Here is a 26,673-nt window from a genome sequence, read left to right on the forward strand (position 1 = left end):
CGCACCAAAACAGTGCACCGCTGCGCCAAGCTCAGGCATTTGCAGCTGACAACACAACGTAAGCGCATGATTTAATTAAACTTGCACCTTTGCACAGCCCTTGCATTGAAAGCGTTTTCCTTGCGGAGTTTTGTTATGGCGGTGCATACCCCTTTACGCGGCCTGCGCTGTTTTTGTGTCGCAGCCGAGTGCCTGAGTTTTAAAGATACCGCGCGTCAGTTGTATCTGACGCCTTCTGCCGTCAGCCATCAAATCAAACAACTGGAAGAACAGCTGGGTTTTTCTTTGTTTGAGCGCCAGACCCGCGCAGTGGTGTTAAGCCGGCAGGGCCAGCAGTTTTATCAGTCGATTAAACCTTTGCTGCAAGGCATTGAAAGTACAGTGCAGGAATTTTGTCAGCAGCAACGCGAACAGAAAGTCAGTATCACGCTGCCGGAGTTTTTTGCCAGTGAGTTTTTTGTGCCGCGGTTAGTCGGCTGGTCTGAATTACACCCGGACATCAACTTACAGCTCGAAACAGTGAAAAGCCGCAGCGATCAGGGCCGCCACACCGATTTGCAAATAGTGCTGGCCAGCAGCAAACCGACTGACAAAACCAGCTATCAGCTGTTCCCCATCAGCTACGTGCCGGCCTGTAACCCGGAATGGTTTGAAAAACTGCAAAACGAAGAACAATCACCGCTGGAACAAGTGCCGCTGATTGTGCATCAGGCGCGGCCCTGGTGCTGGCATCAGTGGGCTGATCAGGCCGGTTTTGATGACTTCCGGCCGAAACAAATCATCCAGCTCGACAGTATGTTCAGCGTCGCCCGTGCCGCGCAGCAAGGCCTTGGCGTTGCCCTCATCCCATTACCGATCAGCACAGCCTGGTTTGACAGCGGCAGCCTGGTCAAACTGTACGAAGAAGAGCTGCGCACCCGCGACCATTATTATCTGATCCAACACGAAAGCGCCGAACACCGTCCAGAAATTCAGCTGTTGATTGACTGGGTGCTGGCGCGATTCCAGCTATAGAACTATTCCACCCCGCGCCGACAGCTGAATTTGTATCAGCTGTCGGCTGCAATTTTCTCGTTTGTCAGCAAGCCAGGTACAGATCTACCATTCATCTCAACAGCAGTACGGACTGCTGTGTGATGGAGGAACATCTGATGAACACAAAAACTGCAACTTTAATCCGCTCTGCTTTGGTCCTGGGCTTTTTGACGGCGGCGTTTGCCGGCCAGGCAAGCAGCTACAAAATGGTCCAGCTGAAGGACGACGCACAGCATCAGGCCGACCTTCCGACACCACAGGAAATGAAGTTTGATGACGCGATGAACCGCTGTGTGCAACTGACTACCACGGCAACTTTGCAGGCGCAGGCCGCCTGTCATCAGGCAGTCATGCATTCGCGCTACGCTGCCGGCACTCATGGCAAAGCCAGCCGCACCTTAAAAGCCTACGCCTACAACAACAGAGGTGTACAGAAGCTGAAGCAGCAGGACAAAGTTGGTGCCTTAGCTGACTTCCAGATGGCGGTTGAGCTGAATGCGGATGAGATCACCAAGCACAATCTGTCGCTGCTGGTGAAACAACTGAACAGCAGCCCCAGCGCCGAATAAACCTGGCGGGGCTTGCAGGCTAACTTGCAGAGATAAAGGAGCGCATGATGATGAAAGCCAGCGAATCCATTTTACTCAGTCAGACCAGCAATATCGCCTTGTGTTTGCGTGGGCTGTATCAGGAGCTGCTGAGTTTAGTGCAACTGTGCCGCCACATCGCAGTCAGTCAGTGGGACCCGGAGCAGGAAAGACGTAAGCTCAGGCTGCGACAGCGTCAGCATTAAATTGCTGCAAATGGACAGAGAACCCTGCGTGCGGCGCAGCCTTGCCGGATATCCCCCGGCCGGCTGCGCCGTTTTTTACCCGACGTGTTAAAAGCGAATCTGCCAGACTGAACCAGCCTGACGTGAACCCTCCAGACTGAAATAGTTGGGCCGCCTGAGCGCACATGGCATAATGACCGGCTATTTAGTTCAGACAGGCGGGTTCAACATGCGGATTTGTGGCGTAGATATCACTGGCAACGATGCCATTTTATGTTTGATGGAATTTAAAGACGGCCTGATGTCCCTGCCGGATTGCCGTACCGTGCGCGTGCAGCTGGTAAAAGACCAGGAACTCGACAATATGCGCAAGTTCCAGTTCGCCATGGCCAAACTGGCCGAAGACTACAAAATCGAAAAATTCGTCATCCGCGAACGCGCGCAAAAAGGCAAATTCGCCGGCTCTGCCGTGGGTTTTAAAATCGAAGCGGCGTTACAGCTGATCCCAACCGTAGATACCGTGATTGCCACCAACGCGGCGATGAAACTGAAACTGGCCGCCAATCCAATCCCGATTGATTTTAAAGAAACAGGCTTAAAAGGTTTTCAGGAAGTGGCTTTCACCACGGCCTATGCCTACCTGATCAATTAACTCAGCCAGGCAACACAGCTGCAGGATGCACACAGATTAGAGTGCGGAGGTTGATATGTGGCTGCGGAGAGTTTTAACACATCCCGGTTTTTTTATTGCGGTGCTGCTGAGTGGTCTGTTTGCCAACACCTGGTATTGGCTGCATCAACGCTCCGGCAGCAATGCCTTTCAGTGGATTGGCGAGTCGGTCGACAGGGTGCCGACCCAACAACCTATGGTCGCCCTGACCTTTGACGACGGCCCACGTGGCAATGTGTCGCGCCGCTTGCTGACAGAACTGAACCGGTTGAACACCAAAGCGACGTTTTTTCTGGTCGGCCGGCAAATCAAACAACATCCGCAATTCACCACTGAACTCTGGCGCAGCGGCCATCAGTTGGCGAACCACAGTTACGCCCACAAAGCGATGGATGACGGCAACCTGTGGCGGTTCTGGCAGGAAGTCCGTGATACTGATCAGTTAATCCGCCAAACCGGCTATAAAGGTCCAATCCATTTCCGCGCCCCTATGGGCAAAAAACGCCTGGCCTTGCCGCTGGTATTGGCGCTGCAGCAAAAAATCCATGTGCTGTGGGACGTCAACCCAAGGGATTACCGCAACACCGCGCCGGAGAAGATGATTGAGACGGTCCTGAAAAAAGTCCGGCCCGGCTCTATCGTGCTGTTGCACGACAGACCCAATACAGTCGCGGCGTTAGCTGGCATGGTGGAAGGGCTGCGTGCCAAAGGTTATCAGCTGGTCACCGTCGACCAGCTGCTGGCACAGCGGCGTTAAAACCAGTTAACGCCTTGGCGCGGCCTGATTCGGCCGCGCTAATGTCAGATTGTCTGAATGCTGAGTATGGCAATACCACTGGCCGCCTAAACGCGCCAGCCAGTCAATCTGGTCATGCCGGATGCGGCCTTCGCTGTTAAGCAGACTGTCGTCGATATGCAAACACAGCACTTTAGCCAGAATCAAATCACAGGCCGGAACGTCCGCCGGATACGCGCTTAAACTTACACACTCACATTCAAAACTGACCAGGCTGTGCGCCAGCCGCGGCGGCTTAACTTTTAACGCCGGCACAGTAGCGATTTGCAGCGCCTCGATTTCACTGACATCCGAAGCATAATCACCGGCCGTGGCATTCATCAGCGCTAAATCGGCGGGGCTGACCAAATGCACCACCAGCTGGCCGGTCGCGGCGATATTACGCGCCGTATCTTTTTGTCCGCCACCGGCTTTGCGATTCACCGACAACATCAGCGTCGGCGGCGCATCACAGACCAGCTGAAAAAAGCTGAACGGTGCCAGATTGCTCTGGCCAAGCTCATTCACAGTGCTGACCCAGGCGATAGGCCGCGGCACTATGGTGCCTGCGAGCAGCGGATACAGCTCGGCGGCCGTTAAGGTGTTGCAGTCGAAAATCATGCGGCCGGCGCCTCTTTGTTCACTGTGGCCGTTTTAGCGGCGGCGATTTTCTTCAAATAAACCTGCAAATCCTGCCGCACTTCCGGCAATAACAGATACAGCGCCAGAATATTCGGCACCGCCATCAGGAAAATCATCGAGTCGATAAAATCGAATACCGCCAATACGTTTGGCACTGCCCCAATCGCCACCACTGAACAAATCAGCACTTTGTAAATGCGGATACTGTGTTTGGTTTCTCCAAACAAAAAGCCCCAGCCTTTTTGACCGTAATAAGCCCAGCTCACCACAGTGGAGTAACCGAATAACAACAGCGCTACCATCAGTACGATCGGGAACCACTCGAATGCGGTGGCAAAGGCGTAAGAAGAGATTTGTACACCATCCAGGCCGGTCTGCAGATAGGCGCCGGTTATGACGATAAGCAGCGCCGAAATGGTACAAATCACCACAGTGTCGATAAAGGGTTCGAGCAGCCCGACAAAACCCTCGGACACCGGGTCATTGGTGCGTGCCGCCGCGTGGGCAATAGGTGAAGAACCGATGCCGGCTTCGTTGGAATAAGCGGCACGGCGAAAGCCCTGAATAATCACACCAATCATGCCACCGTAGGCGGCTTCCGGCGCAAAAGCGCCTTTGAGGATAGTCCAGAGCGCGGCCGGAATTTCCGTGTAATTGAGGCCAATCACCGTCAGTGCACCAGCCAGGTAAATGGCACACATTGCCGGTACCAGCTTCTCGGTGACGCGGGCTATGCCTTTGATGCCCCCGATGATGACCAGGCCCACCAGCAGCGCGTAGATAAACCCAAATAACCAGGCGTTATCAAAACCAGTCACGGTTTTGACCTGTGAAAAGCCCTGATTCACATGAACAAAACCGGCCGAGCCAAACACACAGGCCAGCGCAAAAAAACCAGCCAGTATTTTACCAAGACGTGGCAGACCATATTTTTCCAGCGCCGCTTTGATGTAATACATCGGGCCCCCGGCGACAGTGCCGTCCGGCAATATCTGCCGGTATTTCACCGCCAGCGTACATTCGACAAACTTAGTGGTCATACCCAAAAAGCCGGCCACTATCATCCAGAAAGTCGCACCGGGGCCGCCTAGCGTGATGGCAACCGCCACGCCGGCAATATTACCGGTGCCGACAGTGCCGGATAACGCCGCTGACAACGCCTGAAACTGCGTGATCTCGCCTTTATCCGCCGGATCGGCATACTTGCCGCGCACCACCCGAATGGCATGAGCAAAACCGCGGATATTGATAAACCGCAGATACAAAGTGAACACAATTGCGCCGGTGATCAGCCACAACACCGTAACCGGAATGGCGACACCATCAACGTTAAACGAATAAAACACCACGCTCGCCAAAGCGCTGCTGAAGGCCTCAAAAGTCTGCTGGAAGCTAAAGTCGCTGGACATCTGGAAATCTCTGGACGCAAAAACCAGCAGATTATCACACTGATTCAGCAGCGCACTGCAACATCTCGTTATATCTCATCACTTTGTCGCAATTGCAGTGGATGAAGTCACGTCAGATAGCGATGAAGGCCATTCCAACATAATGCAGGTGCTGCCAGTTGTCGTTCGCTTTACCTGAAAAATACTGTAGGGACCAAGTTGTTGATTTATCGTGCAAAAACAATCAATTGAGTGTCTGGATAATTGACACTCAATTTTGGCAATGTGATTTATTCCAATGAAATCAACAACTAAATAATTGGCCTTGCTTTTGCTTAAAAGTAAAAATTTGTAAATTCAGAGAAAATAATGAAGTTATTCAGAGATTTAATAATCGCAGCTGCGGCTTTTTGCAGTTTTAATTCAATAGCAGGTGTTATTAATTTTAACTGGACTCCAAATCAGAGTAGTTATTTCTATTCATATAAAACTGAAAATGGCGATAATGGGCCATGGTTATATGAAGTTCTTACCCCCCGAATGGCTCCAGTTGCCCTCACCGCAACGTTCAATATCGAAAAATTACTAGGTGATAGTGGTGTATATACCGAAAATATGGTTACGCAACGCGAATCAACATTTTTTTCATCCAATAGTTTCGATGAGCCACGTAATCGGATTGCTGATTTGTGTTCTTACACAACGTTGACTGCAACAGAATGCAGCACATCATCGATTAATCAGACGTTCTTTTCGACCTCATTTGATATGACTAGATACAGCAACGGTGACTACAGTTTTATCATGAAAATTTATGGCTACTTCGAACTTGAACGTTCATCTGTATATAACGGAAACTTCGAATCGGTTAAAACTAAAACATATGATTTACAACTAAATTTAAACGTATATACACATGAAAATGTACCAATTTGGCTGCAGAACCTCTCTAACCCCAGTTACAATGAAGCTCTTGATATCCTTAAATCAGCACGTTATACAGGCTACTATTTGAGAGAAAACTTATCTGTAAGTGATGGTTACTGTTTGCATGAAAGTAACCATCCTTCGTGCAATTACACGAAAGCGCAGCTATATACGCGACATCTTTTCGGTGAAGGGGGTTTCCAAGCACAAACCGAAACAGTGACATTACCTGCAACAGCCTCTTTCCTGCTATTTGGTTTTGCCGGCCTCGCCCTGCGCCGTCGCCTCACTGCTTAATAATTCCAAAAAGAACGCCGCTTTAAGCGGCGTTTTTACTGTTAATTCCGAGCCGTAGTATCACTCTGCCGGCACCTCAGCTTCCACCAATAGCGCCAATAATTGCAGTGATTCCTGCCAGCCGAGATAACACATCTCCGGCGGGATAGCGACCGGAATACCTTGTTGTTCCACTTTGAGCTCAGTGCCACACAGCACCGGGGTGAAGCTGACACTGGTGATCATCTGCCCCGGTAAATTCGGGTCATCAAACACATCGGTGTAACGGATATGCTGGTTTGGATTCAGCTCAAGATATTCACCACCAAAACTATGGCCCTGGCTGTTGCTGAAGTTGGTAAAACTCATCTTAAACCGACCGCCCACACGCGCATCCAACTGATGCACAGTGCAGATGAAACCATGCGGCGGTAGCCATTTAGCTAAGGCGTCAGCAGTTAAAAAAGCCCGGTACAGCCGTTCGGCCGGCGCGCGGAATACACGGTGTAAAGTGACGGTATGGCTCATCACAACAATCCTTTTGGTCAGATTTCAGTAGAGGAACATGCAGAAAAACCAGCTTAGCCTTACTGCACTACAGATGCCAGCAACCTTAAAATGAACTGATCTTGTCATCGTTTTGTGACCAAAGATTCACCATGCTGCCATCTGTGCGGCGCGGCGTTGTCATAAATCCGCTGTAGTCTGCAGTTCCGGGAAGCCCACACTTACCGGAGTCAAAGATGTTGCTGAAGCTGTCTGCCTCTTGCTTATGCCTGTTTGCCTGCGCTGCACTGTTGACGGTGCAAGCCGCCCCCGCGCCTGAACCTGTCGTTCAAAGCCCGAAAGTCGTGCTTGTCAGTATCGACGGCCTGCGCTGGCAGGAAGTGTTTCACGGCGCGGACCCCGAAATCTTGCGCAATAGCCAGTTTATCCGCCATGCCGACCAGCTCGCAGAATTACCCACAAAACCGCAGCTGCTGATGCCTTTTGTCCATCAGACCATTGCCTCGCAGGGCATGTTAGTCGGCGACCGCCGGCGTGGCTCAGCGATGCAGGTCAGCAATCCGTGGCATTTCTCTTATCCTGGTTACAACGAGCTGTTAAGCGGCTACCCGGACCCGGCCATCAACAGCAACGGCAAAATCGCCAACCCCAATGTCACAGTGCTGGAATGGCTGAACCAACAACCCGGCATGGCGCAGCAAGTCGCGGCTTTTGGCTCCTGGGACGTGTTGCCGTACATCCTCAATACCAAGCGCAGCAAATTACCGGTCAACGCCGGTTTTGCGCCCATGAACGAACAAATGGCCGGCCCGCTGACACCACAGCTGAAGCTGCTGAATCAGCTGCAACGTCAGACGCCCAGCCCCTGGGCCGCGGTGCGGCTCGATGTATTCACCCAGCAATTTGCGCTGGAGTATCTAACGCAGAAAAAACCGCGGTTGCTGTATATCGCTTATGGTGAAACCGATGATTTTGCTCACGACGGCCAGTACGACCAGTATTTAAAAGCCATTCGCCGCACCGACGGTTTTATCAAAGAATTATGGCAACAGCTGCAGAGTGACCCGTTTTACGCCGGCCAGACGACTTTGCTAATCAGCACCGACCATGGCCGCGGCGACAGCGCCAATAGCTGGCAGCACCATGCCAGCGGCCGGGCTATTGCCGGATATATGAAGAAATTAAAGAACTTTGGTAATGGCGTCAGCGGCTCTGATGAGATTTGGCTCGCGGCGTTAGGCCCGCAAATCCCGGCGCGCGGTTTAGTGCAAACGCAACAGCCGTGGAGCCAAAGCCAGGTCGCCAGCACTGTGGCGGAACTGCTTGGCTATGACTATCAGGCGTATCAGTACAAAGCGGCGGCAGCGATTCCGCTCGGTACTGCGGATGAAGCAACGGCGCAGCTGGCTGGCCGGAGCAGCCCGTTACCAGCCGCACCTGCTACAGACACCAGCGCCATCCTGACACCGCAATAACCGCCTTCACTGCCGCTGGTAAATCTCCAGCGGCAAGCCATCCGGGTCCTGAAAAAAAGTAAAAGCCGCGCCGGTGTAAGGGTCAGTCCGTACCGGCTCTGTCGCCACGCCGCGGCTATTGAGCCAGACCACAGTCGCAGCCACATCGTCGACGACAAAACTCAAATGCCGCAAGCCCTGCGCTTCAGGTTTGCTCGGCCGCTCCGGTGCGCCGGGAAAGCTGAACAGCTCAAGCTGCGTACCATCCGGCAGCTGTAAATCCAGCTTCCAGCTGTCACGCGCTTCGCGATAATGTTCTGCCAGAATGCGCAGGCCCAAAGTCTCGCTGTAAAAGGCTTTGGAGCGCGCATAATCACTGCAAATCAGCGCCACATGGTGCATACCGCTCAGCATCTTGAATCCTTATTGACTGGCTGCCGCCACAGCTTCAACCTGGCGCCAGACCCGCAGTAAATTACCGGACATGATTTTGACAATATCCGCTTCACTGTAGCCGCGCTTCAGCAGACCTTCGATCAGGTTCGGGTACATCGACACATCTTTTAAACCGTCCGGCAACGAATCACCGACACCGTCAAAATCCGAACCGATGCCGACATGGTCAATCCCCACCAGCTTCACCACGTGGTCGATGTGTTTCAGCACAGTATCGACATTAGCAAAAGGATACGGATGTTTCGCCAGATACTCAGCGCGAAACACCTCGTCGTCTGACGATTTACCGGCTGCTTTGGCGGCGGCTTTGAGCTGCAGGCCCCATTGATTGGCCTGGCTGATGACAAAAGACGAGCCAAAGTTAATCTGAATGACACCGCCATTTTTCGCTAAGGCCTGAATCATTTTGTCGTCCATATTGCGCTCAAAACCCGGCACAAAAGCGCGCAGCGACGAGTGAGACGCAATCACCGGTGCTTTGGTCAGGCTCAGCACTTTGTAAAAAGCAGCGTCGGAGACGTGGGAAATATCGATCATCATGCCGAGTTTATTCATCTCGGCGACCACCTGCTCGCCAAATGGGCTTAAGCCTTTATGCGGCCGGCGCAGGTCGTAGCTGGAATCGGCAATATGGTTGGATTCAGAATGCGCCAGCGTAACGTAACGAATGCCGCGCTGGTAAAAATGCCGCAGATTTTCCAGTTTACCGTTGATTGGCGTGCCGTTTTCCATACCTAGCGCCAGCGAAATTTTGCCTTGTTTAAACTGCGCGGCGAGGTCGTCACTGCGATAGGCCATCGCAAATTTATCCGGAGCCCGACCGACTAAGGCTTCCATCGAATCAATCAGCTGGTTGGCCAACAGCTCGCCGCCACCGGTTTTTTCATAAGAGGCCGGAATATATACCGACATAAATGGCGCATTCAGGCCGCCTTTTTTCGCCCGCGGATAATCGAACTCACCTTTGGCAGTGGCTTGTGTGACGTCTTCCCAATGCTCCTGTAAACGGTATGGGACATCGATATGGGTGTCGATCAGCAAATATTGCTGGGCGATGCGCTGCGCTTCGGCTTTCAGATCCGCGGCTTGAGCGGTGTGGGCATGCAGCGCCATCAGGCTGCAGAGCATTGCTATTTTGCTGAATTTCATCATGTTCCTGCTTTGGTTGGCGTAATTTCCACTCTATCAGCCCAGCATAAAACAATTGCCGCTGCAGCGGCAGCAGCTTTATCGCGTAGCAGCATCAGTCAATCGCGGCGGCGCAGCCTCAATTTGTTACTAATTGTAACTAAGTCATCAAGGATTGATTGCGAATTAACCAGCTGTTATGGTGTGGAACACAAGTTCGCTTAGATCAGCGCCTGTTTTTCAGCGCACCAACGGAGAAAGACCATGTATAAAATCATTATTGCGCTGAGTCTTAGCGCCCTGCTCGCCGGTTGCGGCAGCACCAACAATGCAATGAACTCAGATGTCAGCAAAACCAACGTGGTGAAAGCCAACGATATCGAGAAAAAACGCGGCGCAGCGCCGGATGGTACGGCGGAAAAAGATGGCTACATCTGCCGCACCGAGCGCCCACTGGGTACGCGTTTTGGCAAAAAAGTATGCCGGACCGCCGAGCAGATTGAAGCAGAAAAACAAGCGGCAAAAGAAGCATTACCACGCCACCGCGAATGCGCTGCTGGTTCTATTTGCAACTAAACCGATATGCAGCATAAAAAAACCGCAGTTCTCTGCGGTTTTTTTATGCGCTGATGTTGTGCTGTCAGCTGACTAAACCAAAGTGATTGAGCAATAGTTCAGGTAACTCAGCCTCACTAATCTCACGGCTTTGTGTCACACCGGCGATGCTCTGCTTCAGTTCCCGCCCGACCAACATGGTGCGCCCTTGCGCATGTTGGCGGATTAACAGCAGTTTTTGTACAAACACCGTATCCGGATGCGTCGAGTTCAGATAATTCGCCGGCATAAAATCAATCCACTCGGCCGGATGTAAATCAAAACCAAACTGACTGACCCAATTACCGTCAATTTGTGCCTGCAGCACATAATCGCCCGGCGTTGGCATCGTCAAACGGAACTGATCAAAATCCTGTTGCTGCGGCAGATTCACCTGCGACAAAGCCAGCGGCGCGCGCATGCCGTAACTGCCAAAACCTAAATCACACAAAAAATGCTCAGTACCGATAGTCACCACCAGCGCCATATGGGTCTTGGGCCGGCGCATCGGATAAAACATCGGCCGGCAAGCGACAAAAAAATACGGGATTTGCAGCGCGGTCAGCGCCATGGCAAACAAGCCGTTTAATTCGTAACAATAACCACCGCGTTTAGCTTCACCTGTAGGGCCGACGATTTTGCTGACGATCTCTTCCGGGACTAAAGACACAATTTTACCGGCCTGCACATCGAGATTTTCAAAAGTGATACTACGCAATTGCGCCTGCATCATGCTCTGCAGTGCAGCTGCGTCAAAGGCTGTCGCCACTGGGGTGTGGTCAAGACCAATCCGACGGGCGTATAAAGCGAGGTCAAAATTAGCGGCGTACATCATCATCTCCAAAGCCGGCGGCAAAGCGGCGATTGTCGCTGATCGGACAGCCCCGTGCCAAGCGACTATCGTCGACTCAGCACCGGTACAGAGCGGAGCAACCAGCTATACCGGCTTTTATTTACGAAGCTGGACGTTATTTGTACAAAATCTAACTTAATGCTAACGTCAAACGGCCATGTACTCAGAATAAGGACAATTCAGATGTATAAAATGCTGTGTATAGCGACCTGCACTTTGTTATTAACCGCTTGTGGCAGTACTGCGCCGGACAGTTTTTCCCGCATCGCCAAGACCAATGTGGTCAAAGCCAATGAAATTGAAGCAAAAAAAGTCGCGCCACCCGATGGTACTCTGGAAAAACAAGGTTATATCTGCCGTACCGAACGCCGGATCAATTCGCGGTTTGGCAACACCGTCTGCCGCAGCCCGGCGCAAATAGCTGCCGAAAAAGCCATGGCGCGCGAATCGATGCCACGCCACCGCGATTGTCTGGCACCGTCTTATATGTGCAAAGACTAAAGTAACCGGCAGGGTCAGGAATTCCGCAACGCCCGGTAGAGATCACCGGGCGTTGTTTTTCAACTGCGGTCCCCGTGTTAAAGTCTGCGCCAGAACCAGACAGCTTCAGCATTTTCTCAGGAGCCCCTATGCCGGCTTTTAGCCCTTTTACCCCTGAACAAGCCGCGATTTTTGCCAATGATCACAGTGCGTTATTTGGTGAGCACAGCCAGTTGCAAAGTGTCGCCGTGGGTGTGAACACCCAAAACCGCGTGTTTCGGGTGAAAAACCAGTTCGGCAGCAGTTTAATTGTGAAGCAGGTACTGCCTTATGTTGGTGGTGCTGGGGAAAGCTGGGTACCGACCCAAGACCGGGCGCGGATTGAAGCTGAACTGCTGAAAATTCATGGCGCGCTGGTGCCGGAGCATGTGGTCGAAGTGCTGCATTTTGATGCCGGCTTTTCCGCTTTGTTACTGGAAGACCTGAGTCAGCTACAACTGCTGCGCACAGGCTTGATTGGTGCCAAACAATATCCGCTGCTGGCGGAACACATCAGTACTTATCTGGCGCATTGCAGTTTTTACACTTCAGATTTTGCGCTGGACGGCCCGTTTAAAAAGGCGCGCACCGCGCAGTTTATGAATCCACAACTGTGCCTGATGAGCGAAGAACTGTTTTTTACCGACCCTTATTGCAACCATGACCGCAACCAGTTTGATATGGCGCTGCGCCCGCTGGTGCAACAGCTGTGGTTTGACGACGCGGTGAAAGCTGAAGTCGCTGAACTCAAAGCGAAGTTTGAGTCCTGCCCGCAAGCGTTGCTGCACGGCGACTTGCAAATCGGCAGTATTTTTGTCGGTGATGAACAAACCAAGGTCATAGACGGTGAATATGCGTTTTACGGCCCTATTGGTTTTGATTTGGGCAATTTCCTGGGCAGTTTATTGCTGCATTACACGGCACTGCCGGGCCTGATCACCGATCCTGCGCACCGCCAGCAACAAGCCGATTATCTGCGCCGGCAAATCGAACAGACCGAGACGCTGTTTTGTCAGAAGTTTCTGGCACTGGCTGCGCGCGACACTAAAGACATTGCGCTGCAAAGTGAGCGGTATCAGCAGCGTTTTGTCCGGCAAGTCGTCAAAGACGCGCTGGGGTACGCCGCCACTGAAATGCTGCGCCGGGTCATCGGTCAGCAAAAAGTGGCCGATTTCAGCACAATTAAAGACAAACGGCTGAAGTTGCAATGTGAGACTGTGGCCATAGAACTCGGCCGCAAATTGCTGTTGCAACACACAGAGCTCAGCAGTGTCAGCACTGTGCTAGGCTGGTTGCAGCAACAACAAAGCTAGTTTCCACACCAATCAGGAGCCCAGCATGGAAAAAATCAGCGGTATTGGCGGCATTTTTTTACGTGCCCGTGACCCACAAAAACTCGCCGCCTGGTATCAACAGTACCTCGGCGTCAGTATCGACGCGGGGCAGACTTATGGTTGTCTGGTTGCCAAAGCCGAAGATATGACGGTCTGGTCCACTTTTTCTCAGGACACCGACTACTTCGGCAGCCGCCAGCAACAATGTATGGTGAACTATAGGGTCACAGATTTGGACGCGATGCTGGCGCAATTACGGGCCGGTGGTGCTGTGGTGGACGACAAAATTCAGGACGAAGATTATGGCCGTTTTGGCTGGGCGACAGATCCCGAAGGAAACAGATTCGAATTATGGCAACCGAAATAATCCGCCGCGGTAAACAGCGGTTTTACCCGCGTAAACCCAGATTTTTCCAGCTAAAAACTGCCAAAGCGCGCTGCATCTGGCGTCGTGGCGACCACAATGCCTTTACCGATTTAGTCTGGTTTCGCGGCGCGTTGTTTTGTGTATTCCGTGAAGCCTATGCCCATGTTTCACCAGACGGTGCGCTGCGGATCCTGAAAAGCAGCAATGGCGGCAAAGTCTGGCATTCCGTCGCCTGTATCCGCAGCAATGTTGCTGATCTTCGTGACGGCAAGCTGATTCAGATGCCGGACGGCCGGCTGCAACTGCTTGGGGCCGGCGCCTTGCATGACCATAGCCAGGGTACACATCAGTCTTACGTCTGGTTATCGGACGACGGTGAGCACTGGGGTGACGCCATCCCCTGCGGTGAAAGCAGTATCTGGTTATGGCGGCTGACCTGGCAACTGGATACCGCCTGGGCTGTCGGCTATAGCTGTATGGAGCAACGCTTTGTCCGGCTGTATAAAAGTGACGATGGTGTCCATTTTGCGCCCTGGGTCAGTACGCTGAATGATGCCGGTTATCCAAACGAATCCGGCCTGTTGTTTTTGCCAGATGGCCGCGCCTTGTGCCTGCTGCGGCGCGATCCGCATGTCGGTTTACTCGGCATCGCCAATCCACCTTATTTTGACTGGCAATGGCGCGAGCTGAACAAACGCATCGGCGGCCCTGATTGTATTCAGCTGCCGGACGGCCGGATCCTGGCGGCGGTGCGGCTCTATGACTACAAAGTTCGCACCAGTCTATGCTGGCTCGATATCGATAACGCCACCCTGCGCGAGTGCCTGGTGCTGCCCTCAGGCGGCGACACCAGCTACCCGGGTTTAGTACTGAACCAAGACCTGCTGCATATCAGCTATTACTCGTCGCATCAGGGCAAAACGGCGGTGTATCACAGCAGTATCCGGCTGGATGCATTACCAGCCTGATCTGCCGGGGGACGCAGTTGAAAAAATGTCCGCCGTGTCCCCCATTTACCTGCCGGCCACAATCTGCCAACAATTTGCTGGCGAAATCCACTGAATTTCGGGAATTTCAGCGATATCAAGCAGATGCTGATATACTGCGCTGCCGTTTATTCAGGTGCGTGGTCACTCCAAACCTGAACTCAGCTGACAGATTGGTTTCAGCCTGCTACACCTAAGCAGGCGGCAATATCTGCTCCGGCGGCATAAGCGCAAAGACGCTTTCTCTATAACAGACAAACACCTAAGGGTAATCCATTGATGAAAAGCAAACATTCTGTGTTAGCCATGCAGATCCATGCGGCATTATTCGTCGCTGCTGTTGGTCTTTCTCCTGTTGCGATGGCGCAGGAAAGTGACAAAGCCAAACAGGACGATCAGCAACTTGAGCGTATTACAGTCACAGCGCAAAAACGCGTCCAGAGCACGCAGGAAGTGCCTATCTCTGTCGCCACTTTAGGCGGCGAAAAATTTGATGCGATTTTTGCCGGTGGTGACGACATTCAGGCGTTAGCGGTCAAAGTACCGGGCTTGTATGCAGAATCATCAAACGGCCGTGCTGCACCGCGTTTTTATATTCGTGGTCTGGGTAACACCGACTTCGATCTGGCCGCCTCTCAGCCGGTATCGATCATCATGGACGACGTGGTGATGGAAAACGTCATCCTGAAAAGCTTCCCGTTATTTGATATGGAAGCTGTGGAAGTGATCCGCGGCCCGCAAGGCACCCTGTTCGGCCGCAACACCACGGCCGGTATCATCAAATTTAATACCGCCAAACCACGGCAGGATTTTGATGCCTATACCAAATTATCCGTCGGTAACCTCGGCACGCTGAATTTTGAAGGCGCCGCCGGTGGTGGCCTCAGCGACAACCTGTCAGCCCGGGTGTCTGTGTTGTCACAAAACCGTGACGACTATATCGACAACAGCTTCAAAAAAGAACAAGACGTGATGGGTGGCTTCGACGAAAAAGCCGGTCGCGTGCAGTTCCTGTATGAAAGCGGCGATATCGCTGCGCTGTTAAACGTACATGGCCGTAAACTGGACGGCACTTCATCAGTGTTCCGCGCCAACGTCTTTGATAAAGGCAGCAACGAGCTGAATAACAATTACGACCGCGACAGCGTTGCTTACAACGACGGCGGCAATAACTTCCAGAAATACGACAACTTCGGCGCCTCGTTAAAGCTGGATGTGGACCTGAGTGGCGGCAAAACCTTCACGTCGATCACCGCGCAGGAAAACGCTGACGGTAACGGCAAAGGCGATATTGATGGCGGTACAGAAGCCGGCCCGGGTTTTATCCCGTTCCAGGCTGTGACCGAAGACCAGTTAAAAGATTTAGAACAGTTCACCCAGGAATTCCGTCTGGCCAGCGACACGTCCGGTGATGTTGACTGGCAAGTCGGCGCTTATTACTTCGACTCTTCGTTTGGCGTGACCAGCGTCGACGGTTTCTACGGCGCAACCACTGTGTACCATGAAAACACCAGCTGGGCGCTGTTTGGCCAAAGCACTTATAACCTGAGTGACCGCTGGGACGTGACCGCCGGCGTGCGTTACACCTACGACGAAAAAGGCTTCACTGTTGGTGAGCAGAACGTCGACGGTTTCGCTTTAGTCATCGGCGCCGCGCAAATCCAGAACTACGCGCCGGTTGATGTCGACGACGATGAAATCAGCTGGGAACTGGCCACCAACTACCGCGTCACTGACAACTATTCCGTATTCGGTCGTCTGGCACATGGTTTCCGCGCCCAGTCAATTCAGGGCCGCGACCTGGCGTTTGAAGGCAACCCTTCTGTCGCTGACTCAGAAACTATTGATTCTGTTGAATTTGGTGCCAAAGCAGATCTGCTCGGTAACACGCTGCGCTTAAACGGTGCTGTGTTCTACTACAACATCAACGACATTCAGCTGTCAGCCATCGGCGGTGCCTCACAAGGCAACGCGCTGTTAAACGCTGACAAAGGCACAGGTTATGGCTTTGAAATCGACGCCGACTGGCGCGTGACGTCCAGCCTGACCTTAGGTGGTGGTTTCAGTTACAACGACACTGAGCTGAAAGATGCCAACCTGCTGGTTGCCACTTGTGGTTCAGGCGCCTGTACTCCGACTGACCGCTTAAATGCACAAGGCCGGGCTTATGTCGACGGCAACCCGTTCCCGCAAGCACCAAAAACCATCCTGACGCTGAATGGCCGTTATGACTTCCCGGTGCCAACCGGTGAAATCTATGTCTACGGTGATATCGCGTTCCAGGGCAAAACCAATCTGTTCCTGTACGAAGCCAAAGAGTTTACTGTCGATGACAATCAGGAAGCCGGTCTGCGAATCGGTTACATGAATTACGACGGTAACTATGAAGTGGCGTTGTTTGGCCGCAATATCACCGATGAAGACAACGTCAAAGGTGCGATTGATTTCAACAACAACACTGGTTTTGTCAACGAACCACGCATCATTGGTGTTGAATTTAAGAAGAACTTCTTCTGATAATTTGCTGAGATTGATGTGAAAAAGGAGCTGCTTGCAGCTCCTTTTTTGTTTCTATTTCAACTGGATACTGTTTTTGTCGCGACCAACATAAACAGTGAAAACACCATTTTCACTCTGCGTGGCAAATTGATAGGCATGGTCGGTGAAGCCCGACGCTTCCAGGGCGCTGCCGATAGAGACACCAAGGCGCAATGCATCCTGATCTTCGTGGTAAATCTGCACGCGGCACAACGAATGCCGGCACTCAATGTCTTTGACCTTCAAGTTTTGCAATAACTCCGACTGCTGAAACATCCCGCTGAGCTGACTGCTGAATTCCGGTGCCCAGCTAAAATCTATCTGCTGATCGCCAAAATCCGTTGCCGCATCTGTGGAGACTTGTGCCGTCGCTCCAGGCTCAGCCGCCACTGCCTCCGGTTGTTCAGTCTCGGTCAGCGTCTTTGCTGCCGGCAGATTTGGCTGCGCAGCCTTAGCTCTGTCATCGCCGCTGGTGACCGGGAGAACCTGAGCCACAGCAGTCTGCGTGACTTTAGTCGCCTGCACCGGCTGAGGTTCAGCCTGAGTGGTCTGCGGCAGTGTGGTGGCCGCCTGCAGCCTTTCCAGTTGTTGTTGCAAACTCAGGGTGTAGAAAATCAACCCGGCGATCATCAAGCTTTGCAGAACTAATATTACACGCATCAATATCCCTATCATTCATATAGTTAATTCGGCCACAGCACCGTAAGACGCCGATCTTGGCAGCAACCACAAATATTTGTAAAGAAAGCAGTTAAAAATATATAACAAATTAGAAAACAAAATTAATCAGCGATGGCTGCTGAAACATACAACAAGCAGCACCACCCCAAATCACACCCGCTGGTCACCGTTGGTCACACAGGGCTAGTGCCAGCCTTTAGGCTCTGTCATCACACACTTTTGCAGGACTGACGTGATGCGCTTGTACCACTGGCGGTTTATCTGGCTGATTTCAGTGTTTTTACTGGCTTGTGGCGGCCAGCAAACCAACACAACACCTGCCGTGAGCACACCACCGCTCGCCAATAACCCGCCGGTACAAGACCCGGTGTTGGGCGCCAATCTGCAGGTACCGGACAACCGCAAGCTGGACCCGCAGCAAATTCTGCTGTTTGGTAATAGCCATAGTGGCAGCCATAACCTGCCCGGCACTTTGCAACTGTTGTTGCAACAGGGCACCGGCAAAACGGTTGGTACGCTGCGCGCTGGTGGTGCTGCTTATCTGGATGAACGCTTAGACGACCAGGTCAGCCGGCCTTTGCTGGAATCCGGCAGCTGGACTCATCTCATTTTGCAGGCACAGAAATATTCAACGACCGGGCTGTACAACTATTCAACGGCCGGAGCCAAAAGCTGGATCGCGCTGGCGAAAGCCCGTGGCGTCACACCGGTGTTATTTCCGGAGCATCCGCGCGCCGGTAACAGCGAAGAAGGCATGCGGATTTTCCAGTTGCATCAGCAAATTGCCGCCGATCAGGCCGCCTGCGTCGCGCCGGTCGGTCCGGTCTGGGATCAGGTACTGCAGCAATGGCCGGATTTACCGCTGCACAGCGATGATGGTAATCACGCCGCGCCGGCCGGCGCTTTGCTGACGGCATACATTCTATATCAGGTGATTAGTGGTCAGCCGGCGGAGGCTTTGCCCGATCTGTCAGCACTGGCAGTGCCAATCACTACGCAGCGCATTTTGCGTCAGGCGGCTTCGGCAGGCATCCGTCAATATCCGCCTTGCCCATTCTGAGCCGCTTTGACAGAGCCTTGACAAAGTTCAGATATTGTTGTGATTTTTGCAACACAGACATGTTTTATCGCCAGATGGCAGGTTAGCGTTGGACTGACCGGAAGCTCCGGCGCTTTTAAAATTATCTCTGTGTCACAACAATCCAAGGGACAATATCATGAAAAAATCATTACTGACTGCCGCCCTGTTACTCGGCGCTATGGCAACAGGTTCAGCACAGGCAGCCGACATGGAATGCCGCGTCGGTACCACACAAAATAGCGGCTGGGGTGGTTATTGCTTTGGCATGAATTACAGCATGAACTACAACCCGGTTACCGCCTATTTCCGCATTCAGAATCTGGCCGCACCAGTGGCGCAGGTGATCTGGCAAGGCGGTCAGAACTGTTCGGCAACTTCAACAACCTGTAACTTCAAAATCTCGCCATATCAGGAGCATGTGGTCAGCGCTATCGTGCTGTATACCAACGGCACTTATGAATCAGTGTCGGCCACAGCCCAGTTTGAAACCGGTTTCTGAGCCGTTTGTTGTCGCAACGGGCCGGCGCATACCGGCCCCGCGGCGACAATTCACAGCGCCGGCAATTTTTTGCTCAAGTTCCGGCAATTTCTTGCCGATAAGCAGGCTATAGTCTGTCCAAGCCACGCAGGGAACTACCGCCATGAGTATCCAACCAACCGTCAACAGCGCCGCCAGCCGTTATCAGGCCAACACCCCGAACGAAGCCAGCAGTACCGCCATCAACAACCAAACCACAAAACCCAGCGCCAGCGAATTATCCGCCGAGAACCGGCGCCAGCTGAATCAAACCATTCTGGATAATCAGCTGTCGCTGAGTCTGCAGTCCGACAATAAAGCGATGAACCTGCTGTATCGCGCCATCAGCGATGCGGTGGAAAAACGCCTCGCCGCCCAGGCACCGCAAAACGAAGACACCAACGCAGACAATAGCACCGGGGCCACCGCAGAAACCGGTCTGAATAAAACCTACAACAACGAAGACACGTCGCCCCAGGCAACGGCCGATCGCATCGTCGGTTTCGCCACCAATTTTTATCAGGCATTTCGCGAGCAAAACCCGGAACTGAATGATGAAGACGGCCTCGAGCAGTTTATGCAGGAAATTGGCAAAGGCATTGACCAGGGTTTTGCCGACGCCCGCGACATTCTGACCGGACTGAAAAAACTGGAAGGCAAAGTGGCGGACGATATCGACGAGACTTACAGCCTGATCCAGAAAGGTTTACAGGAGTTCAGAGAGCGCATGCAACAACCGAAAGACCAGGCTGCTGCCGCTGAATAACTGGCAATGGCGCTTTAGCGGCGGCTGCAGCTGCCGCTGTCGCAGCGCGCCTGCCCGGTCAGCCAATACGACACTTGATAGCGGTTGGCGGCAAACCATAAGTAAACTTTATCGGCAAACCAGCGTATCACGGGCCAGCGTAAAAACGCTGTTCTGTGGCCTTTGCCTACTGCAGACCAGGCGGCGTGCGTTGAATCCAGCCCGCGCAAAATCCGGCCATCGGCAGTCAGCGACAACAAAATTCGCCCGGCTTCAGCCACGTCAATGTGCGGATACAGCCCCGGCATATCATCCTGCTGAATATCGACCAATGTCAGCGCTTTGGCTTCTGGATCCAACCGGCGCAGCTGCGCCATTTCGCGCACACAAAGCGGACAAAAACCGTCATAAAAAATCGTCAGCGTCGCCATGCGAAGTTCCCCGTGTTTTATTGCCCTGACATGCAACCTGCAGTGCTGACCAGTTTACGCGTACAACCCAAGCCCGATCACCACACACAAAAACAAAAAGCCCGCTCCGACCAGCGGAAACGGGCTTTTGCCTCTCACCCGGTTTAACCCGAGTTGCGCATCCCGGCGGCGATACCGGCGATGGTCACCATCAAGGCACGTTTGATGTTGTCGTTGACGGTTTCCGGCGCATGGCGTACCCGTTTTAACAATTCCACCTGCAGAATATGCAGCGGGTCGACATAAGTGTTTCTGAGCATAATGGACTCACGGATCCAGGCTTCATTGGCCATTAAATCCGGTCGGTCTATCAGCTGCAGCAACAACGCCGTATCGGCTGACAGCTGGTTGCGTAACTGCTCGCCGAGACCAAGCAAATGCGCCGGCACCAGTTTTTCATCGTAGTAAGCCGCGATTTGCGCGTCGGCTTTGAGGTAAACCATTTCCAGCATCGACAAGCGGGTGGCGAAAAACGGCCACTGCGCGCGCATTTCATGCAGCAATGCGGTTTTACCCTGTGCTACTGCTTCCGCCAGCGCAGAACCAGCGCCGAGCCAGGCCGGTAACATCAGCCGGTTTTGTGACCAGGCGAAAATCCACGGAATGGCGCGCAGACTCTCCACACCACCATTTGGATTCCGTTTCGGCGGCCGGCTACCAAGCGGCAACTGGCCCAGTTCCAGCTCCGGCGTGGCCGCGCGGAAATAAGGCACAAATTCCGGATGATGCCGCACCACAGCACGATAAGCGTCGCAGGACGTGGTAGCCAGTTGCGCCATCAACGCGCGCCATTCAGCTTTTGGCACCGGCGGTGGTAATAACACCCCTTCCAGCACAGCTGAGGCATACAGCGCCAATGAACGCTGTGCCAGTTTGGACAAACCGAACTTAAAGCGGATCATCTCACCTTGTTCGGTCACGCGCATGCCGCCGGCCAGACTGCCCGGTGGCTGTGACAAAATCGCAGCGTGCGCCGGACCACCACCACGGCCGATAGTGCCACCACGCCCATGGAACAGCGTCAGCTGCACTTTGGCCTGGGCACAAATCGCCACTAAGGCTTCCTGCGCGCTGTATTGCGCCCAGGCCGCGGCGATAGCGCCAGCGTCTTTGGCAGAATCGGAATAACCGATCATCACTTCCTGTTTGCCCTGGATATAACCGCGGTACCAGTCGATTGCCAGCAACTTGCTGATACATTCCGGCGCGTTGGTTAAGTCGGCCAGAGTTTCAAATAACGGCGCGACGCGCATCGGGAAGCTGATGCCCGCCTCTTTTAACAACAGCTGCACCGCCAGCACATCTGAAGGTTTGCCGGCCATCGAAATCACATAAGTCGATAAGGCTTCAGCACCGTGGCGTGCGATGATGTCACAGGTATCCAGCACTTCACGCACTTCAGCACTTGGCTGCCAGTTGCGCGGGAATAACGGCCGTTTGCTGGCCAGCTCATTCAGTAAAAATGCCTGACGCGCGGGTTCTTCCCAATGCGCGTAGTCGCCGATGCCCAAATATTGGGTGAATTCGCTGAATACTTGGGTGTGCCGGCCGGATTCCTGCCGCACATCGAGTTTTAACAGCGTCAGACCAAAAGCATAAGCGCGGCGGATAGTGTCCAGCAGCAAGCCGTTGGCAATCACATCCATTTTGCAGTCGCACAGCGAGTGATAACACAGCAGCAGCGGCTCTAACAGTTGCTGGTTATGCCACAGCAAATCGTCCGGCCGCTGCAGCCGATCGTGTTTCAGCGCTTCCGTCAGCCAGTCGCGGGTATACAGTAGTTTGCCGCGCAACACTTTTAATAAGTCGCGGTACGGCTCGGTCGAACCTGGTACTGCGGCCTGCAATGCCGCATTGGCCAGGTTCATCGACAGCTCGTTGCCAAGTACATCCAAATCCTGCGCAAATAAATCAGCGGCTTTCCAGCGACTGAGCAGCAGCACCTGGCGGGTAACTTTGGCGGTAACAAAAGGATTACCATCACGGTCGCCGCCCATCCAGGAAGAGAAACGGATTGGCGCGGCATCCAGTGCCAGACCATGGCCCAGCACCGGGGCTAAAGCTTCGTCCAGCTCGCGGATAAATTCCGGAATAGCCTGCCACAACGAGGTTTCAATGACAGCAAAACCGGATTTGGCTTCATCGACCGGCGTCGGGCGCTGTTCGCGAATTTCATTGGTATGCCAGGCCTGAGTGATCAAATCGTTTAAACGTGCATCAAGCCGAGCCAGCTGATGGGCGGATAAATCCTGCTCCCGCTGCGCCAGACAATCAGCGATCTGTGTCAGTTTATAAATCAGCGTCCGGCGGGTGACTTCGGTTGGATGCGCCGTCAGCACCAGCTCAATGGATAAATCAGCGACTGCCTGGCGGGTTTTTTCGACATCCACCTGCTGCGTTCTTAATAAAGTCAGCAGTTCCTGCAGTGGCTGTGGTTTCTCAATCGACGCAGCGCCGGCTTTACTGATGGTGTGATGTTGCTCGGCCAGGTTAGCCAGATTGAGGAACTGCGCAAAAGCACGGGCGACCGGCAGGATCTCGTCGTCGGTCAGGCCAGCGAGAATTTGTTTTAACTGCTGGTCTTGTTGTTCAGTGCCGGAACGTGCCTGTTTGGCCAGCGAACGGATCTGCTCAATCCGCTCTAACACCGCAGGCCCCAGTTGATTACGGACCGTATCCCCTAATTGTGTGCCAAGCAAACCGACGTTTGCTCTTAAGGCAGCATATTGCGACATCTTCCCACTCTCCTCGTTGCATTGCCTGCCTTGTTGCCCGCAGCCGCTTAGAGCGCGCTTTGGCGTTTTTTTCTGCAGTTTCATCTCACCCTAACCCGATTTTTGTTGGTACTCAACACTGACAGATTACAAAATCAGCAACAAAACAGACTTTTAGGTGTTTAGATGGCTTTATGGAAAGATGTTCGATAAAAAACAACTAACAGCGCTGGCAGGTTTATCGTTGCCAGCAGCTCAGTTCAGCCTCGCTTTGCAGCTGCTCCAGCTGGGGTCTGGCGAAGAAATAGCCCTGAAACCAGTCGATGCCCTGCGCCGCCAGATAAGTCAACTCTGCCGTAGTTTCAACCCCTTCGGCCAGCACTTTGCTACCAAGCAGCACACATTGTGTGAGGATCTGCTGCAATCTTTGTTGTTTTTCAGTGGATTGATCAATATCCCGGATCAGCGCCATATCCAGTTTCAGCACGCGGGGTTTGAGCGAATGTAACCAGTCTTCGTGGGCAAAACCGGCGCCAAAGTCGTCGATGGCGGTGATAAAACCGCGCGCGGCATAACTTTGAAAGATGTTCAGCAGATGGCTGTGACTGAGGATTTGTTCGCCTTCGGTCACTTCAAACATGATGTTGCGGATATCAAAGCCATATAAATCAGCGGCCTCAATCGTCGCACGGATGCAGGTTTCCGGGTTATACACCGCATTGGGCATAAAATTGATGCTGAGCAGTTTGTTGAGGCCAAGCCTGGTCGCGGTTTCAATGGCTTTGACCCGGCAGGCCTGATCAAAATAATATTTATTCTGCTCAGTCACTTTAGCCAGCACAGTGGCAGCACCTTCGCCTTGTGCACCACGAACTAAAGCTTCATAACCGACGATCGACTGACTGGACCATTCGATAATCGGCTGAAACGCCATCCGAAGTTCAAACCCCAGATCGGCGCCACTTAAACAGTCGCGACAGCTTTGTTGTTTTACTTGCGGGGGAAACTGCATTGATACTAGCTCCGGCAATCAGATCGGTATCTGTGATAATAGCAGCAACATCAGCAGCTTGAGTATCAGCTGAGCCTGATACATTACCCCGCCAATGCATTTGCACGACCGGGCCAGGTGCTGACCAACTGTCCGGTTGACTGAGACTCGCCGGCGCTATCGGTTGTTCTTCGTGCGCCTGGCCTGCTTCGCCGGCAAACCGGAAAGCAAATGCAGCGAGCGGCGGGCCAATAGTTTCAAACAAGGTCACAGCCCCCAGTACCACAGCGCTAATAACGGCGGCATGCTCGCTACTGAGGCCACTGCTGGTTTGCGCCAGACCAATAGCCAACCCAGCCATTGGTACCAGCAACATACCGGTCGCTGCACTGGCGCGTGCGCTTTGCCGCTGCACAGTGCCGGCCAACCATAGCATCAGAGTTTTCACTGCTGTGCGCACAGTGACCAGTGACACAATCACCAAACCAAACTGCCACAACGCACTGAGCTGCAATTTAGCGCCGGCGAACACAAATAACACAATAAAAAACAGCTCAAAGGCAGCACCAAAATTCAGCTCCGATACTAAGGGGCCACGCTCCAGACTGCGCACTGTGATACCAACCAACAAAGGTGCAAACAGCGCCGACAGCTGCAGCTGCTGCGCCAGTGCTAAGGTCAGCATCAGGCTGCCAATCACCAGGGCCATTTTGTATTGGGCGGCGGTTTGGGTCCGTACACATAAAAAATGCAGCAGCACGCCAATCAGTACGCCCAGACAGGCCGAGCCCAGCAATAAATACAACGGCTGCAAAATCACCTGACTTAGTCCGGCTTGCTGGTCCAGCAATAACGCAGGAATGACTGCAGCAAATACCAGAAAAGACCAGCAATTATTCATTGCCACCAGGGTTTTCGCAGTTTCAGTAACCGGGCCTTTGGCGCCGGTTTCATGCGCGACGTGCAGCAGCACCGCCGGCGATGAGGAAATCAGAATGGCGCTGATAAGGGCTGACAACACCGGACTGAACTCCAGCCAATGCAACACAAAAAAGCAGGCGATAAAAGTCACGCTGGCTTCGGCCAGTGAGGTCAGTACCAGCGCCTTGTGCTGACGGATAAAACGTAAATCCAGTGAAGTGCCAAGCCGGTATAAAATCAGCGCCAGCGCGATATCAACCAGAATACGCGCATCAGCCAGCGTGTGTTTGTCCAATAATCCGAGGCCACTGGGCCCTATCAGAAAACCCACCGCCATAAAGCCGGTGATACTGGGGATCCAGCGTGTCAGGTGCGCCAGATAACCACCCAGGGCACCAACCAGCAATAACAACGCAAATGCCAGTAAAGGGCTGAATGTCAGGGTTGTGGCCGGTAAAAAATCCATCGATACACTCCGAAACGGCGAGAAAAGTAAGACTGAGTCTGATGAATTAGTTCAGCGACAACGCGTTAACGCGGGCAAAAACTCAGTTGAAACGCCGGCTCTTCGCCAAATTGCCAGCGAATGTCGCTGCCAAACGGCAATTCCAGTACCCCGGCGAAGGAGCCGGTGATGATGACCTGACCGGCGGTTAGCGACACACCTTGAGCACGCAGAAAATTCACCAGCCAGGGTAAAGGTGCCCGTGGATTGTCATTTGGATGCCGGGCGGCGTGTGTGACCGGCTCCTGGCCGGCCTGATTCAGGGTCAATGTGAAACTGGCCTGCTCAGGCCCATGTAAAACAGGCCCAAGCCAAAGCCCCTGATTAAATAACCCATCCGCCAGCTGATCCGGATACAGTGCGCCGGCATCGGCTTGATAACGGCTTTGGATCAGCTCCAGCGCCAGATGCGGCGCGCCGAACAAGGCGAAGACTGCATCGTCGCTTAAGCTGTGGTCGCCCGGCACCACATCGTCAAGCAGCGGATAGGCATATTCAGGCTCAACCCGCGCCAGCCCTTGTGCTGAAGGCCACAGCATACAGTTTGCGCCTTGTTGCAGTTCATTCTGATACAAAGGCCCCAGCACAATTTTCAACTGACCATTGGCATCGACCGACGGCACACCACATTTCCAGCCAATCACTTTGCTGTATTGCTGAGCAACCTGTAACTGCACCGCCAGCGCATCTGCCAGCAGCAACGGCCGGTGTTGTTCTGCTAACAGCCCGCCAGGCTGGCCCTGCAAGCGTCTGTGCATCAATTGTTCCGCAGCGGCGTTGATTTGCTCCGCAGTAAAAGTCGGAATGAAACAGGATTCAGTCATCAG

At 53.1% G+C, this 26,673-nt stretch carries 28 protein-coding genes; 16 read left to right on the forward strand and 12 right to left on the reverse strand.

Going from position 1 to position 26,673, the window contains the following annotated elements:
* The first annotated feature begins 135 nt into the window (after positions 1-135).
* From ABNT34_RS01510 to ABNT34_RS01530, 5 genes are all read left to right on the forward strand, one after another.
* Entirely contained in the window at positions 136-1,014 is an 879-nt protein-coding gene (locus ABNT34_RS01510) for a LysR substrate-binding domain-containing protein (RefSeq protein ID WP_348728159.1), read from the forward strand.
* A 137-nt stretch (positions 1,015-1,151) separates the two neighbouring features.
* Positions 1,152-1,604: a tetratricopeptide repeat protein gene (locus ABNT34_RS01515; protein ID WP_348728161.1), complete on the forward strand. Its 453-nt coding sequence runs from the start codon at positions 1,152-1,154 to the stop codon at positions 1,602-1,604.
* A 47-nt stretch (positions 1,605-1,651) separates the two neighbouring features.
* The gene (locus ABNT34_RS01520) at positions 1,652-1,828 is read left to right on the forward strand and encodes a hypothetical protein (protein ID WP_348728163.1); all 177 of its coding nucleotides are present in this window, start codon (positions 1,652-1,654) and stop codon (positions 1,826-1,828) included.
* Between the two features lie 208 nt (positions 1,829-2,036).
* Positions 2,037-2,459 carry a DUF3010 family protein gene (locus ABNT34_RS01525; protein WP_348728165.1) on the forward strand — a complete coding sequence of 141 codons (423 nt, stop codon included), beginning with the start codon at positions 2,037-2,039 and terminating at the stop codon, positions 2,457-2,459.
* A gap of 55 nt (positions 2,460-2,514) precedes the next feature.
* The gene (locus ABNT34_RS01530; RefSeq protein WP_348728167.1) at positions 2,515-3,234 is read left to right on the forward strand and encodes a polysaccharide deacetylase family protein; all 720 of its coding nucleotides are present in this window, start codon (positions 2,515-2,517) and stop codon (positions 3,232-3,234) included.
* A 6-nt stretch (positions 3,235-3,240) separates the two neighbouring features.
* Here ABNT34_RS01530 and ABNT34_RS01535 read toward each other — a convergent pair whose 3' ends face one another.
* The gene (locus ABNT34_RS01535; protein WP_348728169.1) at positions 3,241-3,873 is read right to left on the reverse strand and encodes a flavin reductase family protein; all 633 of its coding nucleotides are present in this window, start codon (positions 3,871-3,873) and stop codon (positions 3,241-3,243) included.
* Positions 3,870-5,303 carry an alanine/glycine:cation symporter family protein gene (locus tag ABNT34_RS01540; RefSeq protein ID WP_348728171.1) on the reverse strand — a complete coding sequence of 478 codons (1,434 nt, stop codon included), beginning with the start codon at positions 5,301-5,303 and terminating at the stop codon, positions 3,870-3,872. The genes ABNT34_RS01535 and ABNT34_RS01540 overlap by 4 nt, the downstream gene beginning before the upstream one ends.
* A gap of 348 nt (positions 5,304-5,651) precedes the next feature.
* Here ABNT34_RS01540 and ABNT34_RS01545 point away from each other — a divergent pair, with 348 nt between their 5' ends.
* Positions 5,652-6,506, forward strand: a complete 855-nt coding sequence (locus ABNT34_RS01545; RefSeq protein ID WP_348728173.1) for a hypothetical protein — start codon at positions 5,652-5,654, stop codon at positions 6,504-6,506.
* A gap of 60 nt (positions 6,507-6,566) precedes the next feature.
* On the opposite strand, the gene ABNT34_RS01550 is transcribed toward ABNT34_RS01545, so the two are convergent.
* Entirely contained in the window at positions 6,567-7,013 is a 447-nt protein-coding gene (locus ABNT34_RS01550) for an SRPBCC family protein (protein WP_348728175.1), read from the reverse strand.
* Positions 7,014-7,228: 215 nt separating this feature from the next.
* Here ABNT34_RS01550 and ABNT34_RS01555 point away from each other — a divergent pair, with 215 nt between their 5' ends.
* Positions 7,229-8,467, forward strand: coding sequence for an alkaline phosphatase family protein (locus tag ABNT34_RS01555; RefSeq protein WP_348728177.1), 1,239 nt, complete (start codon positions 7,229-7,231; stop codon positions 8,465-8,467).
* Between the two features lie 6 nt (positions 8,468-8,473).
* On the opposite strand, the gene ABNT34_RS01560 is transcribed toward ABNT34_RS01555, so the two are convergent.
* On the reverse strand, positions 8,474-8,860 hold the full coding sequence (locus ABNT34_RS01560; protein ID WP_348728179.1) for a VOC family protein: 387 nt from the start codon (positions 8,858-8,860) through the stop codon (positions 8,474-8,476).
* 9 nt (positions 8,861-8,869) lie between these two features.
* A complete protein-coding gene (locus tag ABNT34_RS01565) occupies positions 8,870-10,051 on the reverse strand; it encodes a dipeptidase (RefSeq protein WP_348728181.1) in 1,182 nt (393 codons plus the stop codon).
* A 243-nt stretch (positions 10,052-10,294) separates the two neighbouring features.
* On the opposite strand from ABNT34_RS01565, the gene ABNT34_RS01570 reads away from it, so the two are divergent.
* A complete protein-coding gene (locus ABNT34_RS01570) occupies positions 10,295-10,606 on the forward strand; it encodes a hypothetical protein (RefSeq protein ID WP_348728183.1) in 312 nt (103 codons plus the stop codon).
* 64 nt (positions 10,607-10,670) lie between these two features.
* Here the strand turns inward: ABNT34_RS01570 and ABNT34_RS01575 are convergent, their stop codons facing one another.
* Positions 10,671-11,456, reverse strand: coding sequence for an arylamine N-acetyltransferase (locus ABNT34_RS01575; RefSeq protein WP_348728185.1), 786 nt, complete (start codon positions 11,454-11,456; stop codon positions 10,671-10,673).
* 204 nt (positions 11,457-11,660) lie between these two features.
* On the opposite strand from ABNT34_RS01575, the gene ABNT34_RS01580 reads away from it, so the two are divergent.
* From ABNT34_RS01580 to ABNT34_RS01600, 5 genes are all read left to right on the forward strand, one after another.
* Entirely contained in the window at positions 11,661-11,978 is a 318-nt protein-coding gene (locus tag ABNT34_RS01580) for a hypothetical protein (protein WP_348728187.1), read from the forward strand.
* Between the two features lie 128 nt (positions 11,979-12,106).
* Positions 12,107-13,309: an S-methyl-5-thioribose kinase gene (gene mtnK, locus ABNT34_RS01585; protein WP_348728189.1), complete on the forward strand. Its 1,203-nt coding sequence runs from the start codon at positions 12,107-12,109 to the stop codon at positions 13,307-13,309.
* 25 nt (positions 13,310-13,334) lie between these two features.
* Positions 13,335-13,697 carry a VOC family protein gene (locus tag ABNT34_RS01590; RefSeq protein ID WP_348728191.1) on the forward strand — a complete coding sequence of 121 codons (363 nt, stop codon included), beginning with the start codon at positions 13,335-13,337 and terminating at the stop codon, positions 13,695-13,697.
* The gene (locus ABNT34_RS01595; RefSeq protein ID WP_348728193.1) at positions 13,682-14,665 is read left to right on the forward strand and encodes a sialidase family protein; all 984 of its coding nucleotides are present in this window, start codon (positions 13,682-13,684) and stop codon (positions 14,663-14,665) included. Before ABNT34_RS01590 ends, ABNT34_RS01595 begins: the two co-directional genes overlap by 16 nt.
* 297 nt (positions 14,666-14,962) lie before the next feature.
* Complete coding sequence (locus ABNT34_RS01600) at positions 14,963-17,200, forward strand: TonB-dependent receptor (protein WP_348728195.1); 2,238 nt, start codon at positions 14,963-14,965, stop codon at positions 17,198-17,200.
* 54 nt (positions 17,201-17,254) lie between these two features.
* Here ABNT34_RS01600 and ABNT34_RS01605 read toward each other — a convergent pair whose 3' ends face one another.
* Positions 17,255-17,881, reverse strand: coding sequence for a hypothetical protein (locus tag ABNT34_RS01605; protein ID WP_348728197.1), 627 nt, complete (start codon positions 17,879-17,881; stop codon positions 17,255-17,257).
* Positions 17,882-18,137: 256 nt separating this feature from the next.
* Here ABNT34_RS01605 and ABNT34_RS01610 point away from each other — a divergent pair, with 256 nt between their 5' ends.
* From ABNT34_RS01610 to ABNT34_RS01620, 3 genes are all read left to right on the forward strand, one after another.
* Complete coding sequence (locus tag ABNT34_RS01610; RefSeq protein WP_348728199.1) at positions 18,138-18,962, forward strand: hypothetical protein; 825 nt, start codon at positions 18,138-18,140, stop codon at positions 18,960-18,962.
* Between the two features lie 157 nt (positions 18,963-19,119).
* A complete protein-coding gene (locus ABNT34_RS01615) occupies positions 19,120-19,482 on the forward strand; it encodes a hypothetical protein (protein ID WP_348728201.1) in 363 nt (120 codons plus the stop codon).
* A 142-nt stretch (positions 19,483-19,624) separates the two neighbouring features.
* The gene (locus ABNT34_RS01620) at positions 19,625-20,266 is read left to right on the forward strand and encodes a DUF5610 domain-containing protein (RefSeq protein WP_348728203.1); all 642 of its coding nucleotides are present in this window, start codon (positions 19,625-19,627) and stop codon (positions 20,264-20,266) included.
* A 14-nt stretch (positions 20,267-20,280) separates the two neighbouring features.
* Here ABNT34_RS01620 and ABNT34_RS01625 read toward each other — a convergent pair whose 3' ends face one another.
* From ABNT34_RS01625 to ABNT34_RS01645, 5 genes are all read right to left on the reverse strand, one after another.
* Positions 20,281-20,676, reverse strand: coding sequence for a DUF393 domain-containing protein (locus tag ABNT34_RS01625; protein WP_348728205.1), 396 nt, complete (start codon positions 20,674-20,676; stop codon positions 20,281-20,283).
* A gap of 143 nt (positions 20,677-20,819) precedes the next feature.
* Positions 20,820-23,450 carry a phosphoenolpyruvate carboxylase gene (gene ppc / locus ABNT34_RS01630; protein WP_348728207.1) on the reverse strand — a complete coding sequence of 877 codons (2,631 nt, stop codon included), beginning with the start codon at positions 23,448-23,450 and terminating at the stop codon, positions 20,820-20,822.
* A gap of 217 nt (positions 23,451-23,667) precedes the next feature.
* On the reverse strand, positions 23,668-24,441 hold the full coding sequence (locus ABNT34_RS01635) for an EAL domain-containing protein (protein WP_348728209.1): 774 nt from the start codon (positions 24,439-24,441) through the stop codon (positions 23,668-23,670).
* A complete protein-coding gene (locus tag ABNT34_RS01640; protein ID WP_348728211.1) occupies positions 24,371-25,807 on the reverse strand; it encodes a cation:proton antiporter in 1,437 nt (478 codons plus the stop codon). Before ABNT34_RS01640 ends, ABNT34_RS01635 begins: the two co-directional genes overlap by 71 nt.
* 65 nt (positions 25,808-25,872) lie before the next feature.
* Positions 25,873-26,670, reverse strand: coding sequence for a hypothetical protein (locus ABNT34_RS01645; protein ID WP_348728213.1), 798 nt, complete (start codon positions 26,668-26,670; stop codon positions 25,873-25,875).
* Positions 26,671-26,673: the final 3 nt, after the last annotated feature.

This window comes from Rheinheimera texasensis (genome assembly GCF_964031785.1).
GTDB lineage: Bacteria > Pseudomonadota > Gammaproteobacteria > Enterobacterales > Alteromonadaceae > Pararheinheimera > Pararheinheimera texasensis_A.